This window comes from Microvirga sp. HS2 (genome assembly GCF_055792805.1).
Map to the genome: position 1 here is coordinate 1 of NZ_JBVVAJ010000002.1, position 23,595 is coordinate 23,595.

25 protein-coding genes and 2 pseudogenes are annotated in these 23,595 nt (G+C 64.5%); 5 read left to right on the forward strand and 22 right to left on the reverse strand.

Going from position 1 to position 23,595, the window contains the following annotated elements; all coding sequences use genetic code 11:
• Positions 1-123: 123 nt before the first annotated feature.
• Positions 124-543 (reverse strand): annotated as a pseudogene (locus ACS5Q0_RS02320) (DUF599 domain-containing protein); the annotation flags it as partial.
• Positions 544-615: 72 nt separating this feature from the next.
• Between ACS5Q0_RS02320 and ACS5Q0_RS02325 the strand changes: the two are divergent.
• Positions 616-1,026, forward strand: coding sequence for a rhodanese-like domain-containing protein (locus ACS5Q0_RS02325; protein WP_473125003.1), 411 nt, complete (start codon positions 616-618; stop codon positions 1,024-1,026).
• Here ACS5Q0_RS02325 and ACS5Q0_RS02330 read toward each other — a convergent pair.
• The 4 genes and pseudogenes from ACS5Q0_RS02330 to ACS5Q0_RS02345 form a co-directional block, all read right to left on the reverse strand.
• Positions 1,023-1,316 (reverse strand): acylphosphatase, encoded by a 294-nt coding sequence (locus tag ACS5Q0_RS02330; protein WP_473125004.1) that lies wholly within the window; start codon positions 1,314-1,316, stop codon positions 1,023-1,025. The two genes, ACS5Q0_RS02325 and ACS5Q0_RS02330, sit on opposite strands and share 4 nt — an antisense overlap.
• A gap of 209 nt (positions 1,317-1,525) precedes the next feature.
• Positions 1,526-1,936 (reverse strand): annotated as a pseudogene (locus tag ACS5Q0_RS02335) (gamma-glutamylcyclotransferase family protein); the annotation flags it as partial.
• Between the two features lie 29 nt (positions 1,937-1,965).
• Positions 1,966-3,966 (reverse strand): acetyl-CoA carboxylase biotin carboxylase subunit, encoded by a 2,001-nt coding sequence (locus ACS5Q0_RS02340; RefSeq protein ID WP_473125005.1) that lies wholly within the window; start codon positions 3,964-3,966, stop codon positions 1,966-1,968.
• A gap of 118 nt (positions 3,967-4,084) precedes the next feature.
• A complete protein-coding gene (locus tag ACS5Q0_RS02345; protein WP_473125006.1) occupies positions 4,085-4,498 on the reverse strand; it encodes a hypothetical protein in 414 nt (137 codons plus the stop codon).
• Positions 4,499-4,814: 316 nt separating this feature from the next.
• Here ACS5Q0_RS02345 and ACS5Q0_RS02350 point away from each other — a divergent pair, with 316 nt between their 5' ends.
• The gene (locus ACS5Q0_RS02350; RefSeq protein ID WP_473125007.1) at positions 4,815-5,744 is read left to right on the forward strand and encodes a ring-cleaving dioxygenase; all 930 of its coding nucleotides are present in this window, start codon (positions 4,815-4,817) and stop codon (positions 5,742-5,744) included.
• Between the two features lie 45 nt (positions 5,745-5,789).
• A complete protein-coding gene (locus ACS5Q0_RS02355) occupies positions 5,790-6,407 on the forward strand; it encodes an alpha/beta hydrolase (RefSeq protein WP_473125008.1) in 618 nt (205 codons plus the stop codon).
• Positions 6,408-6,526: 119 nt separating this feature from the next.
• Here the strand turns inward: ACS5Q0_RS02355 and ACS5Q0_RS02360 are convergent, their stop codons facing one another.
• From ACS5Q0_RS02360 to ACS5Q0_RS02370, 3 genes are read right to left on the reverse strand one after another with little or no spacing between them, the layout of a single operon-like run.
• Positions 6,527-7,597 (reverse strand): PLP-dependent cysteine synthase family protein, encoded by a 1,071-nt coding sequence (locus ACS5Q0_RS02360; RefSeq protein WP_473125009.1) that lies wholly within the window; start codon positions 7,595-7,597, stop codon positions 6,527-6,529.
• Between the two features lie 20 nt (positions 7,598-7,617).
• Entirely contained in the window at positions 7,618-8,319 is a 702-nt protein-coding gene (locus ACS5Q0_RS02365) for a hypothetical protein (RefSeq protein WP_473125010.1), read from the reverse strand.
• Positions 8,316-9,848 carry an acyl-CoA carboxylase subunit beta gene (locus ACS5Q0_RS02370; protein WP_473125011.1) on the reverse strand — a complete coding sequence of 511 codons (1,533 nt, stop codon included), beginning with the start codon at positions 9,846-9,848 and terminating at the stop codon, positions 8,316-8,318. Before ACS5Q0_RS02370 ends, ACS5Q0_RS02365 begins: the two co-directional genes overlap by 4 nt.
• A gap of 153 nt (positions 9,849-10,001) precedes the next feature.
• Between ACS5Q0_RS02370 and ACS5Q0_RS02375 the strand changes: the two genes are divergently transcribed.
• Entirely contained in the window at positions 10,002-10,373 is a 372-nt protein-coding gene (locus ACS5Q0_RS02375; protein WP_473125012.1) for a hypothetical protein, read from the forward strand.
• A gap of 74 nt (positions 10,374-10,447) precedes the next feature.
• Here the strand turns inward: ACS5Q0_RS02375 and ACS5Q0_RS02380 are convergent, their stop codons facing one another.
• The 4 genes from ACS5Q0_RS02380 to ACS5Q0_RS02395 all read right to left on the reverse strand — a co-directional run bounded on the left by ACS5Q0_RS02380 (position 10,448) and on the right by ACS5Q0_RS02395 (position 12,457).
• Entirely contained in the window at positions 10,448-10,741 is a 294-nt protein-coding gene (locus tag ACS5Q0_RS02380) for a hypothetical protein (protein ID WP_473125013.1), read from the reverse strand.
• A gap of 97 nt (positions 10,742-10,838) precedes the next feature.
• On the reverse strand, positions 10,839-11,618 hold the full coding sequence (locus tag ACS5Q0_RS02385; protein ID WP_473125014.1) for an ATP12 family chaperone protein: 780 nt from the start codon (positions 11,616-11,618) through the stop codon (positions 10,839-10,841).
• Between the two features lie 17 nt (positions 11,619-11,635).
• Positions 11,636-12,313 (reverse strand): HAD-IA family hydrolase, encoded by a 678-nt coding sequence (locus ACS5Q0_RS02390; RefSeq protein ID WP_473125015.1) that lies wholly within the window; start codon positions 12,311-12,313, stop codon positions 11,636-11,638.
• 18 nt (positions 12,314-12,331) lie between these two features.
• Positions 12,332-12,457, reverse strand: a complete 126-nt coding sequence (locus tag ACS5Q0_RS02395) for a hypothetical protein (RefSeq protein WP_473125016.1) — start codon at positions 12,455-12,457, stop codon at positions 12,332-12,334.
• 213 nt (positions 12,458-12,670) lie between these two features.
• On the opposite strand from ACS5Q0_RS02395, the gene ACS5Q0_RS02400 reads away from it, so the two are divergent.
• The gene (locus tag ACS5Q0_RS02400) at positions 12,671-14,248 is read left to right on the forward strand and encodes a sensor histidine kinase (RefSeq protein ID WP_473125017.1); all 1,578 of its coding nucleotides are present in this window, start codon (positions 12,671-12,673) and stop codon (positions 14,246-14,248) included.
• A gap of 10 nt (positions 14,249-14,258) precedes the next feature.
• Here the strand turns inward: ACS5Q0_RS02400 and ftsH are convergent, their stop codons facing one another.
• From ftsH to ACS5Q0_RS02450, 10 genes are all read right to left on the reverse strand, one after another.
• Positions 14,259-15,998 (reverse strand): ATP-dependent zinc metalloprotease FtsH, encoded by a 1,740-nt coding sequence (gene ftsH / locus ACS5Q0_RS02405; RefSeq protein WP_473125018.1) that lies wholly within the window; start codon positions 15,996-15,998, stop codon positions 14,259-14,261.
• 145 nt (positions 15,999-16,143) lie between these two features.
• Positions 16,144-16,419 (reverse strand): GNAT family N-acetyltransferase, encoded by a 276-nt coding sequence (locus ACS5Q0_RS02410; protein WP_473125019.1) that lies wholly within the window; start codon positions 16,417-16,419, stop codon positions 16,144-16,146.
• Positions 16,420-16,488: 69 nt separating this feature from the next.
• Positions 16,489-17,076 carry a GNAT family N-acetyltransferase gene (locus ACS5Q0_RS02415; protein WP_473125020.1) on the reverse strand — a complete coding sequence of 196 codons (588 nt, stop codon included), beginning with the start codon at positions 17,074-17,076 and terminating at the stop codon, positions 16,489-16,491.
• Positions 17,077-17,203: 127 nt separating this feature from the next.
• Positions 17,204-17,665 (reverse strand): hypothetical protein, encoded by a 462-nt coding sequence (locus ACS5Q0_RS02420; RefSeq protein WP_473125021.1) that lies wholly within the window; start codon positions 17,663-17,665, stop codon positions 17,204-17,206.
• Positions 17,666-17,780: 115 nt separating this feature from the next.
• Entirely contained in the window at positions 17,781-19,046 is a 1,266-nt protein-coding gene (locus ACS5Q0_RS02425; protein ID WP_473125271.1) for an RluA family pseudouridine synthase, read from the reverse strand.
• Positions 19,047-19,258: 212 nt separating this feature from the next.
• Positions 19,259-19,753, reverse strand: coding sequence for a hypothetical protein (locus ACS5Q0_RS02430; RefSeq protein WP_473125022.1), 495 nt, complete (start codon positions 19,751-19,753; stop codon positions 19,259-19,261).
• A gap of 108 nt (positions 19,754-19,861) precedes the next feature.
• The gene (gene crcB, locus ACS5Q0_RS02435; RefSeq protein WP_473125023.1) at positions 19,862-20,248 is read right to left on the reverse strand and encodes a fluoride efflux transporter CrcB; all 387 of its coding nucleotides are present in this window, start codon (positions 20,246-20,248) and stop codon (positions 19,862-19,864) included.
• Between the two features lie 3 nt (positions 20,249-20,251).
• Positions 20,252-21,574 (reverse strand): replication-associated recombination protein A, encoded by a 1,323-nt coding sequence (locus ACS5Q0_RS02440; protein WP_473125024.1) that lies wholly within the window; start codon positions 21,572-21,574, stop codon positions 20,252-20,254.
• Between the two features lie 5 nt (positions 21,575-21,579).
• Positions 21,580-22,017 (reverse strand): GNAT family N-acetyltransferase, encoded by a 438-nt coding sequence (locus tag ACS5Q0_RS02445; protein WP_473125025.1) that lies wholly within the window; start codon positions 22,015-22,017, stop codon positions 21,580-21,582.
• Positions 22,014-23,420, reverse strand: coding sequence for a Do family serine endopeptidase (locus tag ACS5Q0_RS02450; protein ID WP_473125026.1), 1,407 nt, complete (start codon positions 23,418-23,420; stop codon positions 22,014-22,016). Before ACS5Q0_RS02450 ends, ACS5Q0_RS02445 begins: the two co-directional genes overlap by 4 nt.
• Positions 23,421-23,595: the final 175 nt, after the last annotated feature.

Consider the following 23,595-nt stretch of genomic DNA (forward strand, 5'->3'; position numbering starts at 1 on the left):
AGGTCAGTGCGCTCGCGGCGGGTGAGATCGACAAGATAGCGCTTGAGCATGGGAGAGCCCTCCCTCAGATCCGCTCAGTTTACACCCCCTCGAACCATCCCGCAGCTCCCCTGTGGCAAAGGAGTAGTTGAACAGGCGGTACGACCAGGCGAACTTGAAGAAGGCATAGACGAAGATGATCGCAAGGCCGATCACCTTCACGTCCCAGGCGAGACGCGTCATCGGCAGGCCGAAGGGCAGCTCGGTGAAGAGCACCAGGACCTCGTCTGCCGAGCGCAGCAGCGCCAGCACGCCGCCGATCGCGATCAGGGAGGTGGAGGCGAAGAACGCCGTTCCGTTCATCAGGGAGGCCATGATCGTGGTGTCCACGATCCGATTCTCGCGCACGACCAGCTGCTCCATCCAGCGGAAGCGATACTGGTTCATGATCCTGTTGAGGCTTTTCTGTCCAGCGCCGGTCAGCTCGACGGCCGCGTGATAGCCGAGCCAGGACACGACGAAGAAGATCAGCGCCACATAATCGACGAAGGTAAACCCGAGCAAACTGCGCCTCCCGTTGACTCTGCCGTGATCATGCCCAGTTTGTTGACAGCCTCAAAGAGGAGCGAACCGGCTATGCCTCAGACCATCACCCGCGGCTACAAGACATTGCTCGATGAGGCCAGCGCAAAGATTCGAACCCTCTCCACCCAGGAGGCCATCGCCCTGCATGGACGCGAGGACGTGGTGTTCGTGGACCTGCGGGATCCGCGCGAGCTGGAACGGGAGGGCCGCATTCCCGGCGCCGTTCACTGTCCGCGCGGCATGCTCGAATTCTGGATCGACCCGGAAAGTCCCTATCACAAGCCGGTTTTCGCCCAGGACAAGACCTTCGTGTTCTTCTGCGCCGCCGGCTGGCGCTCGGCCCTGTCCGCCGCGACGGCGCAGGACATGGGGCTGAAGCCCGTGGCGCATGTCGAAGGCGGCTTCACAGCCTGGAAGGGGACCGGCGGCCCCGTCGAACAAACCGCGGCGAAGCCGAATTAAGCCGTCCTGCGCACTTCGAAACCTTTCACGCTGTCGAGCTCGTGATCAGCTCCGTCGACTGGCTCGACCAGCTGCACGAAGGATCCGATCGGCCCCTCGTGGCAGGCCTTGAGCATGACTTCCACCATCTCGCCGGGGCCTGAGAACACGGCCTCGACGCTGCCGTCCTGGCGGTTGCGGACCCAGCCGATCAATCCATGAAGCTGGGCCTGATGCTGCGCCCAGACGCGAAAGCCGACCCCCTGAACCCGTCCGTGAATCCGCACATGAGCAATCCGGTTGGCGATCATCGTTCCCTGTTCTCACACGACACATGCCGGGCATCGGCACGGCTTCGAACCTGCTACGCGCCTCGGGACTCAACGCATGCCTACGGCAAAGGTTCGAGCCAAGACGCTGCTGCTCAACCCTACTTGCGGATCGTACTCGAGGGCGCGGCCCAGAGCGGGCGGACCTTCGGCTGCGGAGCCGGAGCGGGAGCGCCCTGGTTCTTCGGCAGCCACACGCCGAGGTTTCGGACATAATCCTCCGGCAGCCCCGCACGGACGGCCGCCTCGATGACGCCTTCCATATAGCCCGGACGCGGCGTACCGGGCTTTGCGCTCCGCCCCACATAAACCACCGCCCGGCGCGGCCCCTGCTCCGTGACGACAGGCTGGATCACCTTGGTGTAGAGGCCGGTCGAGAGGCTCTCGTAGCGGTCGAGCGCGGGAACGTCCGCCAGCGCCAAATCCCACACCATGCCCCAGACCGTGCGTTGCGGATCGCGCGCCACCGTTGCGTAACCCTCATCGAAAATCATGAAGCGGTGGCGCATGAGCCGCGCGATGCCCACCGGCTTCGAGGCCGGACAGCGCTGGAGCATGGCGGCCCGGTCCATATTGGAGCCATAGGCGAAATAGAGGGGCATGGCACCTGCCTCGCGGGACCGACCGGTCTTCAGGCGAATTCCAGAATGACCGCGTCGACGGCGAGACTATCGCCTTCCTTGGCGTGAATTTTGGCGATCGTGCCGTCCCGCTCGGCGCGCAGCACGTTCTCCATCTTCATCGCCTCGACGATGCAGAGCGGCTCGCCCGCCTTGACCTCCTGGCCCTGGGACACGCTGATCGCCTTCACGAGGCCGGGCATGGGGCAGAGCAGCTGCTTGCCCGTATCCGCCTCCTGGCGCTCGGGCATGAGCGCCGCCAGCTCCGCCTCGCGCTTGGTATAGACGCGCACCTCGGCGGAGGCTCCCGCATGGGACAGGGCCATGCCGTTGAGGATGGGCCGCACCTGCACCGCGATGGCCTCGCCGCCGACCGTGCCCGTCCAGACGGGCTGGCCCGGAATCCACGCGGACTCGACAGGCCAGGACTGGCCGTCGAGCACCACGGCGACGCCGCCGTCGATATCCTCGATCACCACGTCGTGCCGTACCGCTCCGAGGAGCACGACCCGCTCCCTGTCGAACCTGAAGGACGACGCAGGGCGCATCTGACCGGAAATGTGTCGCTTGCGCTCGTTCATGAGGTGGTCGATGGCAGCTCCCACGGCCACCATGCGAAGCGCTGTCTCGCCTTCCGGCGCGGGAGCCTTGAAGCCTTGCGGGAACTCCTCGGCGATGAAGCCGGTGGAGAGCTTGCCGCTCTTCCAGCGCGGGTGCTGCATGAGCGCGGACAGGAACGGTATGTTGTGGCGGATGCCGTCGATGGCAAAGGCATCGAGGGCTGTGGCCTGAGCCTCGATGGCCTGCTCGCGGGTCGGCGCGTGGGTCACGAGCTTGGCGATCATCGGATCGTAATAGATCGAGATCTCGCCGCCCTCGTAGACGCCTGTATCATTACGCACGGTCACACCATCAGCCGTGCCCTCGTGGGGCGGCCGGTAAGTGACCAAGCGGCCCGTGGAGGGTAGGAAGTTGCGAACGGGATCTTCCGCATAGATGCGGCTTTCCACCGACCAGCCGCTGAGCCTCACATCGTCCTGCGTCAGGCTCAAGCGCTCGCCCGCGGCGACGCGGATCATCTCCTCCACGAGATCGATGCCGGTGATCATCTCGGTCACCGGATGCTCCACCTGCAGGCGGGTGTTCATCTCGAGGAAATAGAAGGACTTGTCCTGCCCTGCCACGAATTCCACGGTGCCGGCGGAATCGTAGCCCACCGCCTTGGCGAGCGCCACGGCCTGCTCGCCCATGAGGCGGCGGGTCGCCTCGTCCAGGAGAGGCGACGGAGCCTCCTCGATGACCTTCTGGTTGCGGCGCTGGATCGAGCATTCGCGCTCGCCGAGATAGATCACGTTGCCGTGCTTGTCGCCGAGCACCTGGATCTCGATGTGGCGCGGGTCGGTGATGAACTTCTCGATGAAGACCCGGTCGTCGCCGAAGGAGCTCGCCGCCTCGGACTTGGCGCGGGCGAAGCCCTCCGCCACCTCGTCCGAGGAATACGCGATGCGCATGCCCTTACCGCCGCCGCCGGCGGAGGCCTTGATCATCACGGGGTAGCCGATCTCGTCGGCGATCCGCACCGCCTGTTCCGGCCCCTCGATCACGCCGAGGAAGCCGGGGACGGTCGAGACCTTGGCGGCTGCGGCCGCCTTCTTCGACTCGATCTTGTCGCCCATGGCGGCGATGGCGCCGGGATTGGGGCCGATGAAGACGATCCCCGCCTCGGCCAGCGCCTTGGGGAAGGCCTCGCGCTCGGAAAGGAAGCCGTAGCCGGGATGCACCGCCTGCGCGCCGGTTGCCTTGCAGGCCTCGATGATCTTCTCGATCACAAGATAGGACTGGGCTGCGGCTGCCGGGCCGATATGGACGGCCTCGTCCGCCATCTCCACGTGGAGGGCGTCCCGGTCGGCATCGGAATAGACCGCCACCGTCTTGATGCCCATGCGGCGGGCGGTCTTGATGACCCGGCACGCGATCTCGCCACGGTTCGCAATCAGGATCTTGTCGAACATGAGCCTCGGACGCTCCACCCACAAAAGAACTCAACCCCACCTCCGTTACTGCACATCGGTGCATTGGGGAAGCAGGGCCACGTTCAGTATTTAGGTTAGATGGCGAAGGGCCGGGCGGTCATGCCGCCGCGAGGCTCATTCTGGCCTGCTGGCGCCCGCGCATGATGAAGTCGAGGAGCGCCACATCCACATAGCCCGCCTCGTCGAGGATGGCATAGGCGATGTTCATGGCATTGCGGCTGGGACCGCTGACCTCCAGAACGGTGGCGAGCCACAGGGCATCGTCGCCACTCACGACCCCGCGCGGCTCCCGCTTCCACACCACGAAATCCACAACAAGCTTGGTGAGGGCCGCGCCCCAGCTCTCGTCGGCCTCGACGATCCGGTCCACGGCCAGCAGCGTCTCCACCTCCAGGCGGCTGGTGATGCCGTCCTGCAGCACCTCGCCGGTGAGCGCCCGCACGGCATCGGCGGAGATAAAGTTGCAATCCGCAGCATTATCGATGAACTCGCGAAGGCTGTCCTTCATCATCCCCATGGCTCCCTCCGGCCTTCATCCTGTGTCGGGCCGGTCGATCTTTTGCATGCGATGAGTGTCACACGGGAGGTGGCGTAAACCGTTAACGCGAAATGCTGAATCGCCGTTGAGGTTAAGCCTTGCTGAGACTTTTTGGTTGCCGGATTCTTAGCCGCCCGGATTCCTCAGCTGCGACGCGGCTTTGAACCGGGGCCCCGTGCCGCTTGCATTCCCGCAAGGCCGCCCTTTCCGCACTCCCTTCCTGACCGGTGGTACATATGTTGCCGGCATGCGGCGCGCTTTTCGCAGTCGCTCGTTAAGGAACACAGCCATGCGGCATCACGGCATCCATCACGTCACCGCCATTGCGGGTCCGGCCCGTCGCAACCTCGATTTCTACACGCGGGTCCTCGGGCTTCGCCTCGTCAAGAAGACGGTGAATTTCGACGATCCCGGCACCTACCATTTCTATTTCGGCGACAGCCACGGCAGCCCGGGCTCCATCCTCACCTTCTTCCCCTGGGAGCACGTGGCTCCGGGGCGGACCGGGATCGGCTCGACCTCAGAGACCGCCTTCCGTGTGCCGGAGGGCTCCCTCGGCTACTGGAGCCATCGCTTCATCGAGCAGGGGGTCGAGCATAGCGCGCTGGAGAAGCGTTTCGGTCAGAGCGTCCTGCCTTTCAAGGATCCCCATGGCACCAGCCTGTCCCTGGTCGGGGTTCAGAACGCCGAAGCCGAGGAGGCCTGGGCCGCGGGCGAGGTTCCGGCTGAGCACGCCATCCGGGGCTTGGAAGGCGTGACGCTGCTCGTGGAAAACGGCGAGCCGACCGGTGCCATCCTCACGGATGTCTTCGGCTTCCGCGAGGTGGCGAGGGAGGGCTCTCTGGTGCGCTACAGGAGCGACGCCGCCATCGGCGGCACGGTCGACATCCGCAGCGTCGGCGGCTTTCTGCCGGGGCGCATGGGTGGCGGCTCGGTTCATCACGTGGCCTTCCGCGCCACCGACGATGACGACCAGGCCCGCATGGTGAAGACGCTCGAGGAGAAATTCGGCCTCCACGCCACCGAGCAGAAGGACCGCAACTACTTCCGTTCGGTCTATTTCCGCGAGCCTGGCGGCATTCTCTTCGAGATCGCCACCGACGCGCCCGGCTTCGCCGTGGACGAGGCGGAGGACCGGTTGGGCAGCGAGCTGAAGCTCCCCGCCTTCCTGGAGCCGCGCCGTCCGAGCATCGAGGCCCATCTGCCTGAACTGGCTTGAACAGAACCCTCTCCCCTTGCGGGAGAGGGCACGTTGAGAGAAATCATGACCGAGCTGTCCTTCATCCATCGCTATGAGCCCGCCGGCGAGCCGGGCCGCCCGCCCCTGCTGCTGCTTCACGGCACGGGCGGCGACGAGAACGATCTGATCAATCTGGGCCGCATGGTCTCGCCCGGCTCCGCCCTGCTATCCCCACGCGGCAAGATTCTGGAAAACGGCATGCCGCGCTTCTTCCGCCGGCTGGCGGAAGGCATGTTCGACGAGGAAGACGTGCGCTTTCGCGCCAACGAGCTTGCCGACTTCGTCGTCGAAGCGCGAAAGGCCTACGGCCTCGAGGCTCCGATAGCGCTCGGCTTCTCCAACGGCGCGAACATCGCCGCCGCCATGCTGATGCTGCGACCCGAGACGCTCGCGGGTGCCGCGCTGCTGCGCGCCATGGTGCCGCTCCAGGATGCGCCGGAGAGCGATCTTAAGGGCAAGCGTGTGCTGATGGTGTCGGGCCTGATGGATCCGATCATTCCAGCGGAAAACTCCGCGCAGCTCGCCGCATCGCTGTCCGCGGCGGGAGCCGAGGTCCAGCACGAGATGCTGCCGACCGGGCACGGGCTGTCCCAGACGGACTTGCAGCTGCTGGTGAAGTGGTTTGCCGAGGTCGGAAAGTAGCCATTCACCATTCTTCCCGTCATGGCCGGGCTTGACCCGGCCATCCACGTCTCCAGAACCGCAGCGTCTCAAAGACGTGGATCCCCGGCCCAGGGCCGGGGATGACGGCAAAGATGCGGCTAGAGAACGCCCGTCTCGAAGAAGCGCTCCATCGCTTCCTCCGCAGGCCTGATGTCGATGCCGCGCTCTTTCAGCCAGTCATCGTTGAAATGCGTTGAGCGGTAGCGATCGCCTGAGTCGCAAAGCAGCGTCACCACCGATCCCTTCTCTCCCTGGCTCACCATCTCACCGATGAGTTGCGCCACGGCCCAGAGATTCGTTCCGGTCGAGCCGCCGCAGGAGCGGCCGATGCGGCGGGAGAGCACGCGCGCCGCCGCGATGCTCGCCGCATCCGGGACCGCATAGGCGCGGTCGATGAGCTCGGGCACGAAGGACGGCTCGCAGCGCGGACGGCCGATACCCTCGATGACGGAAGGCGGCTCGCATGTGGTGCACACGCTGCGGTCCGCCAGATGCCGGTGGAACACGGAGGCCTCCGGATCGGCGAGGCACAGCTTCGTCGGCAGGCGGCGATAGCGGATATAGCGTCCGAGCGTCGCTGATGTGCCGCCCGTGCCCGCCCCGACCACGACCCAGCGCGGAACCGGATATTCCTCATGGCCCATCTGGCTGAAGATGGATTCCGCGATGTTGTTGTTGCCGCGCCAGTCCGTCGCCCGCTCGGCATAGGTGAACTGGTCCATGTAATGGCCGCCGAGTTCGGCCGCGAGCCGCGCGCTCTCCTCGTACATCTGAGCGGGCGAATCCACGAAATGGCTCTCTCCGCCATAGAAAGCGATCTGCGCGATCTTCTCGGCCGAGGTGGAGCGCGGCATCACGGCGATGAAGCGCAGGCCCAGCATCCGCGCGAAGTAAGCTTCCGACACCGCCGTCGATCCGCTCGACGCCTCGATGATCGTCGTGTCCGGCCCGATCCAGCCGTTGCACAATCCGTAGAGAAACAGCGAACGCGCCAGCCGGTGCTTGAGGCTCCCCGAGGGATGGGTCGATTCATCCTTCAGATACAGCGACACCCCCGGCACCGCCGGCAGCGGCACCTGCAGCAGGTGCGTATCCGACAAGCGGTTGAAATCCGCCTCGATGATCTGGATGGCGGTGGAAACCCAGGAGCGGTCGCAGGACGGTTTCATGATGGCTCTGTCAGCGCGGTTCAATGGTGTTCAGGATGAAAGCTGCCAGCATAATCTGGGCGAGGCTTTCCTTCTATGGTCGGGTTGATCTGCCGCGGCAAGCCGAGAGCTGTTTCATCTCCGTCGATGACCGCAATGAGCTGCTCGACCCCGTTCAGATGGGTCCAGACCTTGATGCGTGCCGTGTCAGCCACGACCCACAGATGATCGGCCCCCTTCTCCTGCTTGACTTCCCGCACCTCGCCCCAAGGAACCCGCATCACCGTCTTCCGTCCAGCGATCTTTTCGATCACGCTATGGTTCCAGCGAACCTTATGGCGAAAGAACAGGACGTAGGAGAGCAGCGCCAAAGCCCCGAAGCCGAGAATAAAGAAGGCGAACATGCCGATCGCCACCAGCCCGTCGCGGTCTAAGCTCGGCTTGTAATAACCCGTCCTTAGCGCAACCGCGCCTCCGGCGAGCGTTCCGAGAGAGATCAGCGATGCGCCGATCAACATGAACCACGCTATCAAGCCAGGAGTGAGATAATACCAGCCGTCCTCCCGAACGGCTTGCCACTTCCTCAGCCTCGCACTGAGCCAGATGATAAGCCCAATAGCGAATGCAGTTAAGGCAAGCTCAACGGCCTTGGAGCCGGTTCCTGCAAGTTCGGGCCCCAATCCCTCGAGCGTTGGAGCACCAGAGACAAGATTCTGAACGTATTCGAGAACGGACGACGTCATAGGGGTATGTTGTCGTGCTTCTTCCAGGGCAGCTCGGTTTCCTTGTGCCGCAACATCGCCAAGGCCCGGGCGATCCGCCGCCGCGTCGAGTGGGGCATGATCACCTCGTCGATATAGCCGCGTTCGGCCGCCACGAAGGGCGACATGAAGCGGTCCTCGTATTCCTTGGTGCGGGCGGCGATCTTCTCCGCATCGCCGATATCGCCCCGGAAGATGATCTCGACAGCGCCTTTCGCGCCCATCACCGCGATCTGGGCGGTGGGCCAAGCATAGTTGATGTCGCCGCCGATATGCTTGGACGCCATCACGTCATAGGCGCCGCCGAAGGCCTTTCGCGTGATCACCGTCACCAGCGGAACGGTGGCTTCGGAATAGGCGAAGAGCAGCTTCGCGCCGTGCTTGATCAGGCCGCCGTATTCCTGCGCCGTGCCCGGCAGGAAGCCCGGCACGTCCTCGAAGGTGACGATGGGGATGTTGAAGGCGTCGCAGAAGCGCACGAAACGTGCGGCCTTGCGCGAAGCGTCGGAATCGAGCACGCCCGCCAGCACCATCGGCTGATTGGCGACGAAGCCCACCGTGCGGCCCTCGATGCGCCCGAAGCCCGTGATGATGTTCCGGGCGTAAGCCTCCTGGATCTCGAAGAAGTCGCCCTCGTCCACGACCTTCAGGATCAGCTCCTTCATGTCGTAGGGCTTGTTCGGGTTGTCCGGGATCAGCGTGTCGAGGCTGTCGTCCGTGCGGTCCGGATCGTCGAAGCTCGGGATATCCGGTGCGCCGTCCATGTTGTTGGCGGGCAGGAAGTCGATGAGGCGGCGCACCTGCAGCAGCGCCTCCACGTCGTTGTCATAGGCGCCGTCGGCCACCGAAGACTTGGTGGTGTGCACCTTTGCGCCGCCGAGCTCCTCCGAAGTCACCGTCTCGTTGGTGACGGTCTTCACCACGTCGGGACCGGTCACGAACATGTAGGAGCGGTCGCGCACCATGAAGATGAAATCGGTCATGGCGGGCGAATAGACGTCGCCGCCCGCGCAGGGGCCCATGATGACCGAAATCTGCGGAATGACGCCGGAAGCGATCACGTTGCGCTTGAAGACCTCGCCATAGCCGCCGAGCGCCGCCACGCCCTCCTGGATACGCGCGCCGCCCGCGTCGAACAGGCCGACGATGGGCGCGCGCATCTTGAGCGCCATGTCCTGGATCTTGGTAATCTTCTGGGCGTGGGCCTCGGAGAGCGAGCCGCCGAACACCGTGAAATCCTTGGCGAACACGAAGACCGTGCGGCCGTTCACCGTGCCCCAGCCGGTGACGACGCCGTCACCCGGGATCTTGGCCTTATCCATCCCGAAATCGGTGGAGCGGTGCTCGACGAACATGTCGAACTCCTCGAACGAACTCTTGTCGAGCAGGAGCTCGATGCGCTCCCGCGCCGTGAGCTTTCCTCGGGCATGCTGCGCCTGGATGCGCTTTTCGCCGCCACCGAGGCGGGCCTGGGCCCGCCGCTCTTCCAGCCGTTCGAGAATGTCTTTCATGGATAGTCCCTGGTCCCGGGAGGATTGTTGCTCCCGCTTAGCATAGCCATAGGCCGCTCCAAAGTCCCACGATGGAAGTGTGCTCCAGAACACTTCACAGGGGGTGTCCCACAGGCTAAGATGATCCCATTATAACATTATAACGGATCAACCATGAACACCATGAAAGCCCTTGCGGCCCTCGCCCTTTCCCTCTCGGCGGCTGGCTGCGCCAGCCGCTCCGAGGACGTGGCTGCCTCCTATGTCTCTTCGTCCATGTACTCCAGCTATAGCTGCCGCGAGCTGAATGCCGAGGCGCAGCGGGTCAGCTCCGCCGCCGCCGCGGCCGCCGGGGTCCAGGATTCCGCCCGCACCCGGGACGCAGTCGCGACCACCGCCGCCCTCGTCGTCTTCTGGCCGGCCGCCTTCTTCGTCGGCGGGAACGGCGCCCAGACGGCCGAACTCGCGCGCCTGAAGGGCCAGATGCAGGCAATCGAGGAGGCCTCGATCAGGAAGCATTGCGGCATCAGCTTCCGCCGCGCCTGAGCGAACCTCGCCGGGATCAAAAGAAAATCGCCGGGGCACCAACGCCGGCGATTGTTTCATGCAGATCCCGATGCCTAATCACAGACACGGACCGAGCGGCGAACATATTCGCCGCTGTAATCGTCATAGTAAGTCCGCTGGGTCGTCCGGCAGTATGTGCGGCGCTCGACGCTGCGGGTCGCATATCCACGGTCATTCCAGTTGCCCTGACGGGCCCAGGGCGGACCGCCCCTATGGCCGGGCTTGTGGTGAATCTGAACCACCGGCGCCTCGTGCTCCGGCAGAAGCTGGGCGCCAAAGGGAGCCGCCGAGGCCTCAACTGTACCGACACACAGAAGACCGGCCACCAAGATTCCGAGCGTGCGCATTTTGCCTCCTGACCCAGAAAAAATGTCCACTCTCATGATCAAAATCTTTGCGGGTCTATTCGTTCCGCTGCTCAGCAGGCTTTGAGCCCGGGGTCGCCTATGCGACCAGGCTGTAGACCAGGGAAGCCGCCTTGAAATCGGCCTCGCGCTTGCGGCGGCGCTCCATGGCCTCCTCGTCCTTGCCCCAGACGCTCTCCTGATAGAGCTCGTCCACATGGGCGGCGGCCCAGGCCCGGTCCGCATCGAGCGGCCCCGAGGCATGGGCCAGGGCGATCAGCACCGACCCGGAGAGCGTGGTCATCACATGGACGGCCGCGAGCGCGAAGGGGGACTCGATCCGCTCGAGCGCCACCCGGATCGCGGCGACCGCCTCATCCGGCTGGGTGACATGCATAACGCCCTCGGCCAGAGTGAAGCGGGCTCCATGGTTTTCCCTGGTCCAGTCGAGGATCGGGTTCCAGGCGTCGTCCTGCGACTGGACGAGCCTTGCGGGTTCGCTCACGCGGTAGAAGATCAGGTCGGACCCCGCATATCGCACGAGGTCGTCCACCACCTCGGCCTGGCGCGCGGCCACGCCGTCGATGGCGGAATTGACGATGCGGGTGATCGGCATCGTGGAGGGATCGATCTCGGCCGCCTGCCCCGCCCATTCCTGCGCCATGGCCTCGGCCAGCCCGCGCGAAGGCACCGCCAGCGCCTGCTTGCCCGGAGTTTTGGCCAAACGTCCGTCGAGGGTGAGGTGGAAAAGCCCGTCTCGCTCCTCGACCCCCGCTTCCTTGTAGAAGCGTTTCGGCAGCGTGGGCTTCATGCCGGCTTGAGCCGCCCGCATAGGGTTCGGCTCGTCCTGTGATGGGAACCAGTCGCGTGAATCTGTCATGGCAAAGAGATAGGCCTTCAGGCGGAAAGATACGAGGGGAGCGAGATGAAAGTCCGGAGCACCGGCTCGAGCTCCTCATAGCTGTCGACGATGCGTTTCGCCCCCGCCTCGTTCAGCGCAGTGACCGGCTGGAAGCCCCAGGACACACCGATCGGAAGAACCCCGGCGGCCCGCGCCATCGCCATATCGTAACTGGAATCGCCGATCATCATCGTGTCTTCCGGTGCGACGCCAAGCTCCTCCATCGCCTGCAGGATCATGGCCGGATGGGGCTTGGACGGCGCATCGTCCGCCGTCTGGGTCGTGGCGAAAACGTCCTCCCAGCCCTGTTGCGACATCAGGCGCACCACGCCCTTCCGGGACTTGCCCGTTGCGAGGCCGAGAAGCACGTCGGCGTGATCCTTCAGACGTGCGATGCATTCGCCCGCCCCGGGAAAGAGCGGCGCCTCGTTCTCCGGATCGCGGTGCAGAACGGTATAGGCGTCCTTATAGGCCTGGGCCAAGCCTTCGACGGGAGCCTTCGGACCCGCGAGCACCGTGAAGGCCTCGACCAGCGACAGGCCGACGATCGAAAGCGCTCGTTCCCGGCTCGGCGGTTCCAGCCCATAGGCGTGGAACGCCCCTCGCACCGAGGCCACGATGACGTTCTGGCTGTCGACGAGCGTGCCGTCGACATCGAAGAGGATGAGCTTCACCAGGACTTCCCCGCTCGCTCAGCCCTGAGGATTTGAGCCGTGGCAGAACTGCGGCGTATTGATGTTCCAGTTGCCGCACTTGTCGCAGGCGGTCGCCAGAAATCCGATTCCGATCACGACGGCCGCTTGGAGGATACGCTTCATCACCCGTTGTCCCTGAACTGAAGCGGCACCTTATTCAATTCATCCGCCTCCTGCCAGTGCAGGCATGCATCCTGTCACGGGAAGCCTGGGGATGCGCGACGCCTGAAAGGGGCGAGCGAGGATCTCCATGGACTCGTCATGTGTTGTATCAGCTCTATCTTCAGCGGACCCCGCCAAGTTTGCCACACGAACCGAACCAAGGCACCCTATAACGTGAATCATGACCTTCTGCGGCGGATCGAGGAGTTGGAGCGGGCCAATCACGAACTGCGCCTCCGACTCCGCGAGCAAGACAGGCTGTCGCACGCGACCGCGCTGTTTCAAGAGGCCCAGGGCCGTGAACACGCGGAGAAGATGTCCTCCGCGTCTCTTCGCATCGATTCCCTGCAGGTCTCCCGGGCCACCCTCCAGGCGAGCGAGAGCCGCTTGCGCGAAAGCGAAATACGAGCCCGCGCCAGCGAGGAGAAGCTGCGGCAGATCACCGACAACCTTCCTGCCCTGATCGCCTATGTCGATGCGGATGAGTGCTACCGCTTCAACAACAAGGCCTACGAGACCTGGCTGCTCCAGTCTCCCGAGGATCTGTACGGCGTCCGATTGCAGGATGCAGTCGGCGTGGCGGCTTACAGCCGCGTGAAACCTTTCATCGATGTCGTGCTCTCGGGAAAACGCGTCTGCCATGAATGGTGGGCCCATTTCCCCGGTGGGCTGCGTTACGTGAAGTCGGAGTACATTCCGGACCTGCGGGAGGACGGAGGTATTGCCGGTTTCTACGTGCTCGCCTCCGATCTGACCGACATCAAGCAGTCGCAGACCGCTCTGTCCGAGAGCGAGGCCAGGCTGCGCCTGGCGATTGACGCCGGACACATGGCGATCTGGGAAGCGGAGACCGCCACGAGCACGATCAAGTCCTCGCCTGAGCTGAACCGCCTTCTCGGCCTGCCTCCGGGGTTCGTTCCCACCACGGGCGACATCCGGCAGCGTCTTGCTCCAGGCGAGCGGGTCAGGCTCTGGCGTGTGACTCTGCAGGCTCTGGCCCGAGGCGACCGCTTCGCCGAAACGGAACTCACGGTCGTCTGGCCCGACGGCTCATGGCACTGGCTGCTGCTGCGGGTCGAATTGCTGGACATCGAAAACGGCGTCCCGGCCCGCACCATTGGAGTGGCTCTGGATATCACAGCCCGCAAGAAGTCGGAGGAGCATCAGCAATTGCTGATCAACGAGCTCAACCACCGGGTCAAGAACACGCTTGCCACCGTGCAGTCGATCGCGACCCAGAGCCTGCGCAACGCGGCGACGACCATGGAGGCCCGCGAGGCGGTCGAGGGCCGCCTTATCGCCCTTTCGCGCGCCCACGATGTTCTCACGCGCGAGAACTGGGACGGAGCTTCCCTGGTCGAGCTGGTTCAGCAGGCGATCGAGCCGTTTCGCAGCACCGGAGATCGTTTCGCGGTGTCCGGCGCCGACGTCCGCCTGCCGCCCCGTATCGCCCTTGCCATCGCCATGGCCCTTCAGGAGCTCGGCACCAATGCGGCCAAATACGGAGCCCTGGCAGGCGAATCCGGACGCGTCGCCATCGAATGGACCGTTCTGAACCGGAAATCCGATCCGCAGCTCAGGATGGTCTGGCGAGAGATGGACGGACCAGCCGTCGCACCGCCCGAACGCCGCGGCTTCGGAACGCGTCTGATCGAACGCAGCCTCGCCCAGGAGCTCAACGGGTCGGTCACCATCGACTTCGCGCCGACAGGGGTCGTCTGCAGGATCGACGCTCCCCTGACAGAAGCCTGAAAGCCTGAAATCAGGCGGCCATCCGCCTTTCGCTCGGAGCCACGATCCGGCGAACCTCGTCGCCCTCGATGGTCTCGTGCTCCAGGAGCGCATCGACGAGAGCGTCCAGCGACTCACGATTGTCCTCGATGCAGGCTTTGGCGGCCGCGTACATCTCTTCGACGATGCGGCGGATCTCCTGCTCCACCTCGCGCGGGAAACTCTCGCCCGAGCGAGCCACCTTCACCATGCCGATGGCCGGGCTCATGCCCCATTCCGTGACCATGCGCGTGGCAATGTTGGTGGCATGAGCGATGTCGCTCGCGGCGCCTGTGGTGACCTTGCGGGGACCGAAGACCACCTCCTCCGCCGCGCGTCCGCCCATGGCCACGATCAGATCGGCTTCGAGCTTCTCCACGGGAATGCAGTAACGGTCGTTTTCCGGCAGGCGCATGACGAGGCCCAGCGCCTGGCCATGCGGAATGATGGTGGCGCTGTGCACCTTGTCGGAACCCGGCGTCAGGCAGGCGCAGAGGGCATGGCCCGCTTCGTGCACCGCAACGAGCCTGCGCTCTTCTGTGCTGATCACGAGCGAACGGCGCTCCAGACCCATGATGATCTTGTTGCGGGCTGCCTCCAGGTGCTCGCGGCAGATCTCGCCCACGCCGTCCCGCGCCGCGAAGATCGCCGCCTCGTTGAGGAGGTTGCCCAGGTCGGCGCCGGAGAAGCCGGGTGTGCCGCGGGCGATCGACGCAAGCTCGACGCCGGCCGCCAGCTTCACGTTTCGCGCATGCACGGAGAGGATCGCCTCCCGGCCCGTGATGTCGGGCAGGCCGATATGAACCTGCCGGTCGAAGCGGCCGGGCCGCAGCAGGGCAGGATCGAGCACGTCGACCCGGTTGGTCGCGCCGATCACGATCACGCCCGTGGTCGTATTGAAGCCGTCCATCTCCACGAGGAGCTGGTTCAGGGTGGACTCGAATTCACGATCCGCCGCCGATCCGCCGCCCCCGCGCTTGCGGCCGATGGCGTCGATCTCGTCGATGAAGATCAGGCAGGGCGCGCGCCGGCGGGCCTGCTCGAAGAGCTTGGACACGCGGCTCTTGGCGATGCCGATGAGGGGGGCGGAGAAGTCGCTGCCCGAAACGGCGATGAAGGAAACGCCCGCCTCACCCGCGAGCGCTTTGGCAATCAGGGTCTTGCCCGTTCCGGGCGGGCCCACCATCAGCACCCCTTTGGGGATGCGCGCGCCTACCCTCTCGAAGGCCTCGGCGTCGCTGAGAAAGGCGATGACCTCCTGCAGCTCGGCCTTCGCCTCCTCCTGACCCGCCACGTCGTCGAAACGGTCTGGAATGTTCTTGACCGCCCGGGGCCAGCGGGACGTCGGCTTGAAATCGACCTGGACGGCCACGAGCGCCAGAACTGCCGCGACCATGATGAGGGAGATGACGAAACTCGCCGCATGGGCGGGATCAATCCCGGACGGCTGAAACACTACCTGCGCGCCGGCGGCGGTCGCCCGGTCGACGGTCTGGGCGCTCAGATGCGAACTCGGCACCCGCACGAAGGCCTTCTGGTCCTCGATCCAGACGGACAGGCCGCCCTCCTGCACCTGGACCTTGCGAATTTTGCCCGCCTCGAGTTCGCGGGAGAAGTCCGAATAGGCAATCTCGTCGGTCGTCTCGGAGAGGAAGAAAGGCACCGTTACGGCAGCCACGACCACGGCCAAAGCCAGAACGGCAGCGCTGATGGCAACGCTTTTCCTGCGCAAGAGCCTTCTTGCTTTCTCGATCACACCGGACACGGACGCCCCCTGTCGAACTTCGTTTCTTGTCGATGAAGTTCAACCTGTAATCTTTTTGGCCTCGCTCCGCAGTACGGCGAAAAGGCACACCCTTTTCAGAGGGATTGCGCGATCAGTTCAGAAGGTCGTGAAACTCCTTGTGCCGGCGGATCCATGCATAAGCGTAGCCGCAGAGCGGCGTGATCTTGCGGCCTTCGGAGCGGGCGATCTCGGCAACCCCGCGCATCAGCTCGTCCGCGGCACCCGTGCCGCGCAGCGGAACGGCCGCTTCGACATGCCGGATGACGAGAGACGAGGCGCGGCGCTCATAGTTGGCGAAAGCAAGATGGCCGTTCCGCTCGAGCTCGAAGCGATGGCCGGCTGTATTGTCGCGAACGGCGCTGCCCATTCATCAACTCCATCATTGACCGGTGAAGATCAACGCTCCCCCGCGGAGCGCGTTCCGGCAGGGGAACGCTCAAGCTTCCAGCCGCTGCTCCAGACGGGCTTTCACCTCGGGCCATTCCTCCCGGAGGATGCTGTAGACCGCCGTGTCGCGGATATGCCCGTCCGGCATGATCATGTGGCGTCGCAGGATGCCGTCGAGCTTGGCGCCGAGGCGCTCGATGGCGGCGCGGGACTGATCGTTCAGCGAATGCGTCCGGATCTCGACCGCATTGCAATCCAGAACCTCGAAGGCGTGGCGAAGCATGAGAAACTTCGCATGCGTGTTCACGAAGGTACGCTGCCAGGATTTCGCGATCCAGGTGGTGCCGATTTCCACCCTGTGATTGGTCGCATCGATGTTCATGTAGCGCGTCGATCCCACGACGCGCTCGCCGTCCCTGACGACCGTGGTGAAGGGTAGAGCGAGGCCGGCCGCCTGCAGCTCGAGCGCCTTCCGGACGTATTCCCCGAACCCTTCGGGCCTCGGCACCGTGGTCGTCTTCTTCTCCCAGAGGGCCCCGTCGCTGGCGGCCTCGCCCAAAGCGGGCACGTCATCGAGGCTCAGGGGGCGGAGAATGAGCCGGTCGGTCGAGAGGGTTACGGGCTCGATGCGAAGCATGGAGAAGGGCCTTTCACGCGGGAGCTTCTCCATTCATCGTCGAGCCTGCGGCCGCAGTCAAACGGCACCGACCGGGGAAGGCACCTTTCCCCGGCCGAAAGGAAGCGTCACGGCCCTCTCGCGCGGCTCAGCGCAGGAAGTACACGAGCGCCGGCAGGCCCACCGCCAGGCTCGCGAGAGCCCAGGCTCCAATGGCCTGCTGCCAGGCCACGTCGCCCGTCGTGTTGCGCAGACGCTGGGCGAAGGCCCCGGATTCCGCCGTGTGCCCGCTGAGGCACGAGCAAAGGGCGTAATGCGCCTGCCCGTCGGTGAGTCCGAAATACCGCATGGCATCGCCGAGCCGGTCGCTCGCAAGCCCGTCGGCCCGCAGGACCGGGTCTTCATAGGCGACGGTCAAGGGAGAATTGTCCTCCCGGACCAGGGCCCGCTCTACCGGTGGCTTGTATTCGATTTCACCAAGCGAATTCAGGCGGCGTGTCGGATCGCGTTCGAGAAGGCTGATCCATCGGTCAAGCCGCTCCTCTTTGGTCAGAGGCTTCGGCTGAATGTCGGCTACGCTACGGAGATACTCGAGATCTTTGTGTTCCATCGATCCCCTCCTTGCCAATGTCCCGGCCGCCCGCTGGGCGGCCGAGGCAATCAAGGGTGCGCCTGGCCCACGGCAAAAGTACGACAAGAAGGCATGGAAAAGCGAAAAGTCCGGATTACTCCTCGGGTGCCTCGACGATGGGATCGTACTGGCTCGTATCGAACCCGAGCAGGTTGAAGCTCTGCTGCATGTGCGGCGGCAGCGGAGCGGTGACGTCGATTGGCTTCCCGGTCCTCGGATGGGCGATCACGATGCGCCGCGCCAGCAGATGCAGCTTGTTCTGAATGCCGCCAGGCAGCTCCCAGTTCTCGATATCGAAATATTTCGGATCGCCGACGATGGGATGGCCGATATGAGCCGCATGTGCGCGCAGCTGGTGCGTGCGCCCGGTGACCGGCTTCAGCGAAAGCCAGGCGAGCTTCTGCGCCGCAGTGTCGATGACGGCGTAATAGGTGAGCGCGTGGCTGGCTCCCTCGTCGCCGTGACGGGCCACCTTCATGCGCGAGTCGCCCTCGTCGCCTTCCTTGGCGAGGTAGGTCGACACACGCCCCTGACGCACGCGCGGCACGCCTGCGACCAGCGCCCAATAGATCTTGCGCGTAGTGCGGGCGCGAAAGGATTTCGCCATGGTCGAGGCGGCAAAGCGCGTCTTGGCGATGACGAGACAGCCCGCCGTGTCCTTGTCGAGGCGATGCACGAGGCGCGGCTTCTGACCCTCGTCATCGCGCATGCATTCGAGCAAGCCGTCCACATGGCGCGTCGTGCCGGAACCGCCCTGCACCGCCAGCCCCATGGGCTTGTTGATGATGAGAACGTCCTTGTCCTCATAGAGCGTAATGGATTGCAGGAACTCGCGGTCGCTCTGATCCTTGGCGGCGCTGCGGGACACGGGCCGCGGCTGATCGAGCTTGAGCGGCGGAATGCGGACCTTCTGCCCCGCCGCCAGCCGGTCGTTGGGCTGCGCACGTTTGCCGTCGACGCGCAGCTCACCTTTTCGGACGATGCGCTGAATATGCGTGAAGGCCAGCTGCGGGAATCGGGCGACCAGGAACCGGTCGACCCGCATGTCGGCCTCGTCGGGCTCGACCACGAGCGTCTGCACGCCGGTCGCCAGCACCTCCTGAGCTTCGGCCTTGGCCTGGGCGCGCGTCGGCTGGCGCGGAGCTTCCAACGCGGCGGGCCGCGCCGGCGGCCGTGCCGCAGGCTTCTCGCTGCGAGCGGCGGTCGAAGGACGGGGCGCCTTCCCTGCCGCCTTCACGGGGCTCTTCTTTGAAGGTCCGCCTGCGCGCGCGGGTTTGTCCTCGCGGGAGCGGAAGCCCTGCCGAGAACCCGCGCGACCGCCACGGGCGCCGTTATTCTGTCCTGAACTGCTTTTTTTCATGAGATTGTGGGTACCAGAGCGCCGCATGGGCGGCAATCGAGCACCTGAATGATTTCGACTGCGGCGTCATATTCCGGAGGATGCTCGCAAGCCGACGGGGAGATAGCGTCGAAATCGCCCGGCAGAGGAGACCATGCCGGGCGATCTGCCCTAATGACCCTTACAGCCCCCTGGCACATCAAGTCAGGGGGCCGCTTCGATCAGTCGTTCTGCTAGTCGCAAACCACTACGCGACGCAGGGCGAGATGCCCCCACGGGTCCACGACCCGGCGGTGAACGATATAGCAGTCGCCGCCATAGGCGACACCATAGGTGGGATAGCCATAGCCGTAATACGGGTAATAGGGATATCCGTAGGCCAGTCCACCGAGAACCGCCCCACTCACGACGCCGAGCGCAAAGCCATTGTCATGATGGAAGTGGTCGTGATCGAAGAATGGACGATGCCCAATAAAGGGGTGGCCGGCGAAACCCGGGTGGAAGCCTGGATTGAAGCCCATCCGGGAGCCGCCATTCATCATGAGCGGGGGATGGAATCCGCCGAACCCGCCCATGCTGCCGTGGAATCCCCCCATGCTTCCATGGAAGCCGCCCATGCCGCCTATCCGGGCATCTGCAGGTGCCGCAATCGCGATGGTTCCCGCGCCGATGACAGCAGCGGCCAGCAGAGATTTGAATGTCGAATTGGATTGGAACGTGACGTCCATGACAATGCCCTCCATTAGGGCCAACTCACTCTTGTCATAAACAACACTTCTGATTGCAAATTATTCGAACATGACTGTGGTGCCGGAGCCCTCTCCGGTCGACCTTGATCAGGCGGCCATCGCCCGGACCAGCCCGAGTCCCAACACGAGCCCCGCGACGGAAAGCAGAACCGAGAGGGCGATATATGCGATGGCGAACGGCACCTGCCCGCGCTCCCAGATCAGCACAACATCAAGGGAGAAGGCGGAGAATGTCGTGAAGCCGCCGAGGATTCCGGTGGTGAGGAAAAGGCGCAGAGGCTGGCTCCACCCCTCGCCCGCCTTGAACGCCAGCCATCCGGCAATGGCACCCATGAGGAAGGACCCCACCACGTTCACGGTCAGCGTGCCCCATGGAAAAGCCGTTCCGCAGACACGGGCGCAGCCGAGATTCACCCCATGGCGGAGAGCCCCGCCGATCCCGGCGCCGAGGAAGACGAGAAGATAGGATTTCATCCGTCAGTCCTGATCGCTTTCGCCGCGCCGTTCCCGACGAAGCTTCTCCCACCACTCGAGGCGCTTCTTCACCTCGCGCTCGAAGCCGCGGTCGACCGGTTCGTAGAACGACTGGCGCCCGAGCTTCTCAGGCCAGTAATCCTGCCCCGAGAACGCATCCGGCTCGTCGTGATCGTAGCGGTAGTTCTCCCCGTAGCCGATCTTCTTCATGAGCTTCGTCGGGGCATTCAGGATCGTCCTGGGCGGCATAAGGGAGCCGTTCTCCTTCGCAACGGCCGTCGCCGCCTTGTAGGCCGTGTAGAGCGCATTCGATTTCGGCGCGGCGGCGAGATAGACGGTGGCCTGCGCCAGCGCCAGCTCGCCCTCGGGAGATCCCAGGAAGTCGAAGGCGTCCTTTGCCGCGTTCGCGATCACCAGCGCCTGCGGATCGGCGAGCCCGATATCCTCCACCGCCGCGCGCACGAGACGGCGGGCGATGAAGAGCCGGTCCTCGCCGGCATCCAGCATGCGCGCAAGGTAATAGAGCGCCGCATCGGGATCCGAGCCGCGAATGGTTTTGTGCAGGGCGGATATGAGGTTGTAATGCCCCTCCTGGCCCTTGTCGTAGACCGGCGCGCGGCGCTGGATGATCTCCTGCAACTGCGCCGCGTCGAAGACCTCGTCGGGCTTGGCCGAACGCCAGACCTCTTCGGCCAAGGTCAGCGCGGCGCGCCCGTCCCCATCGGCCATGCGCACGAGGGATGCCCTCGCCTCCCCGTCGAGCGGCAGGCGCTTCCCGGTGATCTCCTCCGCTCTGGCGAGGATCTTTTCGATCGCCTGTTCGTCGAGGGACTTGAACAGAAGCACGCGGGCGCGCGAGAGAAGCGCCGCGTTCAGCTCGAAAGACGGGTTCTCGGTGGTCGCACCGACCAGGGTGATCGTGCCGTCCTCCATGACGGGCAGGAAGGCATCGAGCTGAGCCCGGTTGAAGCGATGGATCTCGTCGACGAAGAGCAGCGTGCCCTTGCCCAGCATCCGGCGCTGGCGGGCGGCCTCGAACACCTTCTTCAAGTCGGCAACGCCGGAAAAGATGGCTGAGATCTGATCGAAGTGCAGGTCAGTGTCATGGGCGAGAAGCCGCGCGACCGTGGTCTTGCCGGTCCCGGGCGGCCCCCAGAAGATCAGGGAGCCGAGAGACTTCGAGGCGATCAACCGGGTCAGAATTCCATCCGGTCCGACCAGGTGATCCTGCCCCACGACCTCGGACAGATTCTGCGGTCGCATCCGATCGGCCAGAGGTCGGGGGGCGTTTTGATCGAGGCCCGCGGATGAGAAGAGATCGCTCATGATGCTCAAGAACTTAGGCGCGCATAGACGTCCTGGTCCAGCCGCTGCATGAGCCTTTCAGGATTTTCCAGAGGCAAAAAGCCGTACTGTACGTAAAGACCATGGGCATCGCGCGTGGCCAGCATCCAGCGGCGCAGGTCCTGAAGCTCCGGGTGCTCCATGATGGCGCTCACCAGCGCCTTTCCTGCCCCTTTGCCGCGCGTGCCGGCGCAGACGAAGACATCGGAGAGATAGGCGAAGGTGGCCTTGTCCGTCACGACACGGGCAAAGCCACGCAGCTCGCCGGCCGCATCGCGTAAGGCAAAGCAGAGGGAATTCGCCACGGACCTCTCGAAGATTGCGCGCGGCAGCCCCTTGGCCCAATAACTCTCCGTCGAGATCCAGCGATAGGCTGTGTCGATCTCATCAGGAGACAGCGCGTTCGAGATCGTCCAGCCGCTCATCGGCCGAGAACCGTCGTAAAGACGCGGCCGCCACGATTGATCGTGATCTCCCAATAACCGCCTGCCTGGCCGATCAGCCGCTCGGCGTCCTTGGTCGAGGCCGGTCGCTCGCCGTTGATGGCGACGATCAGGTCGCCCTTCTGGAAGCCGACATTCGCCGCCACGCCACGGTCGTCGAGATCCGCGACCACCACTCCCTGGTCGGCAACGCCGATCTGGAGCTCGTCGGCCACCGCGGGCGAGATATTGACCAGGGTCGCGCCGGCGAACGGAGTGCGCGCACTCCCGCGCACGGGATCGCGCGGCGGGGTCTCGGGCGGAGGCATAAGCCTGACCTGGATCGTGCTCTGCTTGCCGCTCCGCAGGATTGTCAGCGGCGTCTGTCCCTGCGTGCCTTTCAGCGTAAAGCGGTAGCCGAAAGAATCGGGGTTATCGATGGGCTGCCCGTCCACCGCCAGGATCACGTCGCCCCTCTTGAGCCCGGCATCGGCGGCAGGCCCCTTGTCGTAGACGGACGTGACCAGAGCCCCGGTGGGATGATCGAGGCCCAGTCCCTTCGCGATGTCCCCGTCCACGCCCTGGAGCTGAGCGCCCAGCCACGGACGCACCAGGTTGCGCGCGCCGCCCTTGGCCGAGTTGATGACGGCCCGCACCATGCTGGACGGAATGGCGAAGCCGATGCCGATGCTGCCGCCGGAGCGGGAATAGATCGCCGTGTTGATGCCGACGAGCTGACCGTTCATATTGATGAGGGCACCGCCGGAATTGCCGGGATTGATGGCCGCGTCGGTCTGGATGAAGAACTGATAATCCGAAATGCCGACCTGCGTGCGGGCCACCGCAGAGACGATGCCCTGGGTCACTGTCTGGCCGACGCCGAAGGGGTTACCGATGGCCAGAACGATGTCGCCGACCTGCAAGGCCTCCGAGTCGCCGATGGCGATGCTTTGAAGGTTCGTCGCGCCCTTCAGTTTCAGCACGGCGAGGTCGATGCGGCTGTCGCGAAGGACGATCTCGGCCTCGAATTCCCGCCTGTCGGCGAGCGCCACCTTCACCTCGTTCATGTTCTCGATGACGTGGTTGTTGGTGATCACGAGGCCCGAGGAATCGACGATCACGCCCGAGCCGAGAGAGCTCTGGGAGCGGCCGCGCGGAACCCCGGGAGCGTCGTCGCCGAAGAAGCGGCGGAAGAACTCATCCATCGACGGATTCTGCCGCCGGTCGTTCCGGCTTGCATAGACGTTCACCACGGCCCCGGCCGTCTCGCGGACGATGGGCGCGAACGAGAGCTGAATCTGCCCCTTGCTCTCCGGCACGATCCGCTGGGTCTGGGCCGAAGCGCTCCCCAGCGCGAGCACAAGAGCGGCGGCTACGAGAATCGGACGGATCGGAGAAAAGCGCATGGGGTCGAATCCCTTCAACATTGGCAGCAATCGATAAAACGCCAAACCTGAAACACCAAGTTCCGCAGACCTAGCGCAACGTACAGAAAAGCGGAGCCGGCTTTCCTTACCGGGGCCCTTCGGGTCGCCGCCCCGGCCCTGCGGGTCCGCGTCAAACGATGGACCCACCCGAAAA

What these genes read in the sequence shown, in the direction of transcription:
- ACS5Q0_RS02345 (WP_473125006.1), bottom strand. Translation starts at nt 4,498, where the DNA reads ATGATGAAGGACAGCCTTCGCGAGTTCATCGATAATGCTGCGGATTGC.
- ACS5Q0_RS02355 (WP_473125008.1), top strand. Translation starts at nt 5,790, where the DNA reads ATGACCGAGCTGTCCTTCATCCATCGCTATGAGCCCGCCGGCGAGCCG.
- ACS5Q0_RS02360 (WP_473125009.1), bottom strand. Translation starts at nt 7,597, where the DNA reads ATGAAACCGTCCTGCGACCGCTCCTGGGTTTCCACCGCCATCCAGATC.
- ACS5Q0_RS02380 (WP_473125013.1), bottom strand. Translation starts at nt 10,741, where the DNA reads ATGCGCACGCTCGGAATCTTGGTGGCCGGTCTTCTGTGTGTCGGTACA.
- ACS5Q0_RS02450 (WP_473125026.1), bottom strand. Translation starts at nt 23,420, where the DNA reads ATGCGCTTTTCTCCGATCCGTCCGATTCTCGTAGCCGCCGCTCTTGTG.
- crcB (WP_473125023.1), bottom strand. Translation starts at nt 20,248, where the DNA reads ATGAAATCCTATCTTCTCGTCTTCCTCGGCGCCGGGATCGGCGGGGCT.
- ACS5Q0_RS02425 (WP_473125271.1), bottom strand. Translation starts at nt 19,046, where the DNA reads ATGAAAAAAAGCAGTTCAGGACAGAATAACGGCGCCCGTGGCGGTCGC.
- ACS5Q0_RS02350 (WP_473125007.1), top strand. Translation starts at nt 4,815, where the DNA reads ATGCGGCATCACGGCATCCATCACGTCACCGCCATTGCGGGTCCGGCC.
- ACS5Q0_RS02375 (WP_473125012.1), top strand. Translation starts at nt 10,002, where the DNA reads ATGAACACCATGAAAGCCCTTGCGGCCCTCGCCCTTTCCCTCTCGGCG.
- ACS5Q0_RS02410 (WP_473125019.1), bottom strand. Translation starts at nt 16,419, where the DNA reads ATGGGCAGCGCCGTTCGCGACAATACAGCCGGCCATCGCTTCGAGCTC.
- ACS5Q0_RS02430 (WP_473125022.1), bottom strand. Translation starts at nt 19,753, where the DNA reads ATGGACGTCACGTTCCAATCCAATTCGACATTCAAATCTCTGCTGGCC.
- ACS5Q0_RS02340 (WP_473125005.1), bottom strand. Translation starts at nt 3,966, where the DNA reads ATGTTCGACAAGATCCTGATTGCGAACCGTGGCGAGATCGCGTGCCGG.
- ACS5Q0_RS02440 (WP_473125024.1), bottom strand. Translation starts at nt 21,574, where the DNA reads ATGAGCGATCTCTTCTCATCCGCGGGCCTCGATCAAAACGCCCCCCGA.
- ACS5Q0_RS02395 (WP_473125016.1), bottom strand. Translation starts at nt 12,457, where the DNA reads ATGAAGCGTATCCTCCAAGCGGCCGTCGTGATCGGAATCGGATTTCTG.
- ACS5Q0_RS02420 (WP_473125021.1), bottom strand. Translation starts at nt 17,665, where the DNA reads ATGGAACACAAAGATCTCGAGTATCTCCGTAGCGTAGCCGACATTCAG.
- ACS5Q0_RS02370 (WP_473125011.1), bottom strand. Translation starts at nt 9,848, where the DNA reads ATGAAAGACATTCTCGAACGGCTGGAAGAGCGGCGGGCCCAGGCCCGC.
- ACS5Q0_RS02415 (WP_473125020.1), bottom strand. Translation starts at nt 17,076, where the DNA reads ATGCTTCGCATCGAGCCCGTAACCCTCTCGACCGACCGGCTCATTCTC.
- ACS5Q0_RS02330 (WP_473125004.1), bottom strand. Translation starts at nt 1,316, where the DNA reads ATGATCGCCAACCGGATTGCTCATGTGCGGATTCACGGACGGGTTCAG.
- ACS5Q0_RS02365 (WP_473125010.1), bottom strand. Translation starts at nt 8,319, where the DNA reads ATGACGTCGTCCGTTCTCGAATACGTTCAGAATCTTGTCTCTGGTGCT.
- ACS5Q0_RS02445 (WP_473125025.1), bottom strand. Translation starts at nt 22,017, where the DNA reads ATGAGCGGCTGGACGATCTCGAACGCGCTGTCTCCTGATGAGATCGAC.
- ACS5Q0_RS02385 (WP_473125014.1), bottom strand. Translation starts at nt 11,618, where the DNA reads ATGACAGATTCACGCGACTGGTTCCCATCACAGGACGAGCCGAACCCT.
- ACS5Q0_RS02325 (WP_473125003.1), top strand. Translation starts at nt 616, where the DNA reads ATGCCTCAGACCATCACCCGCGGCTACAAGACATTGCTCGATGAGGCC.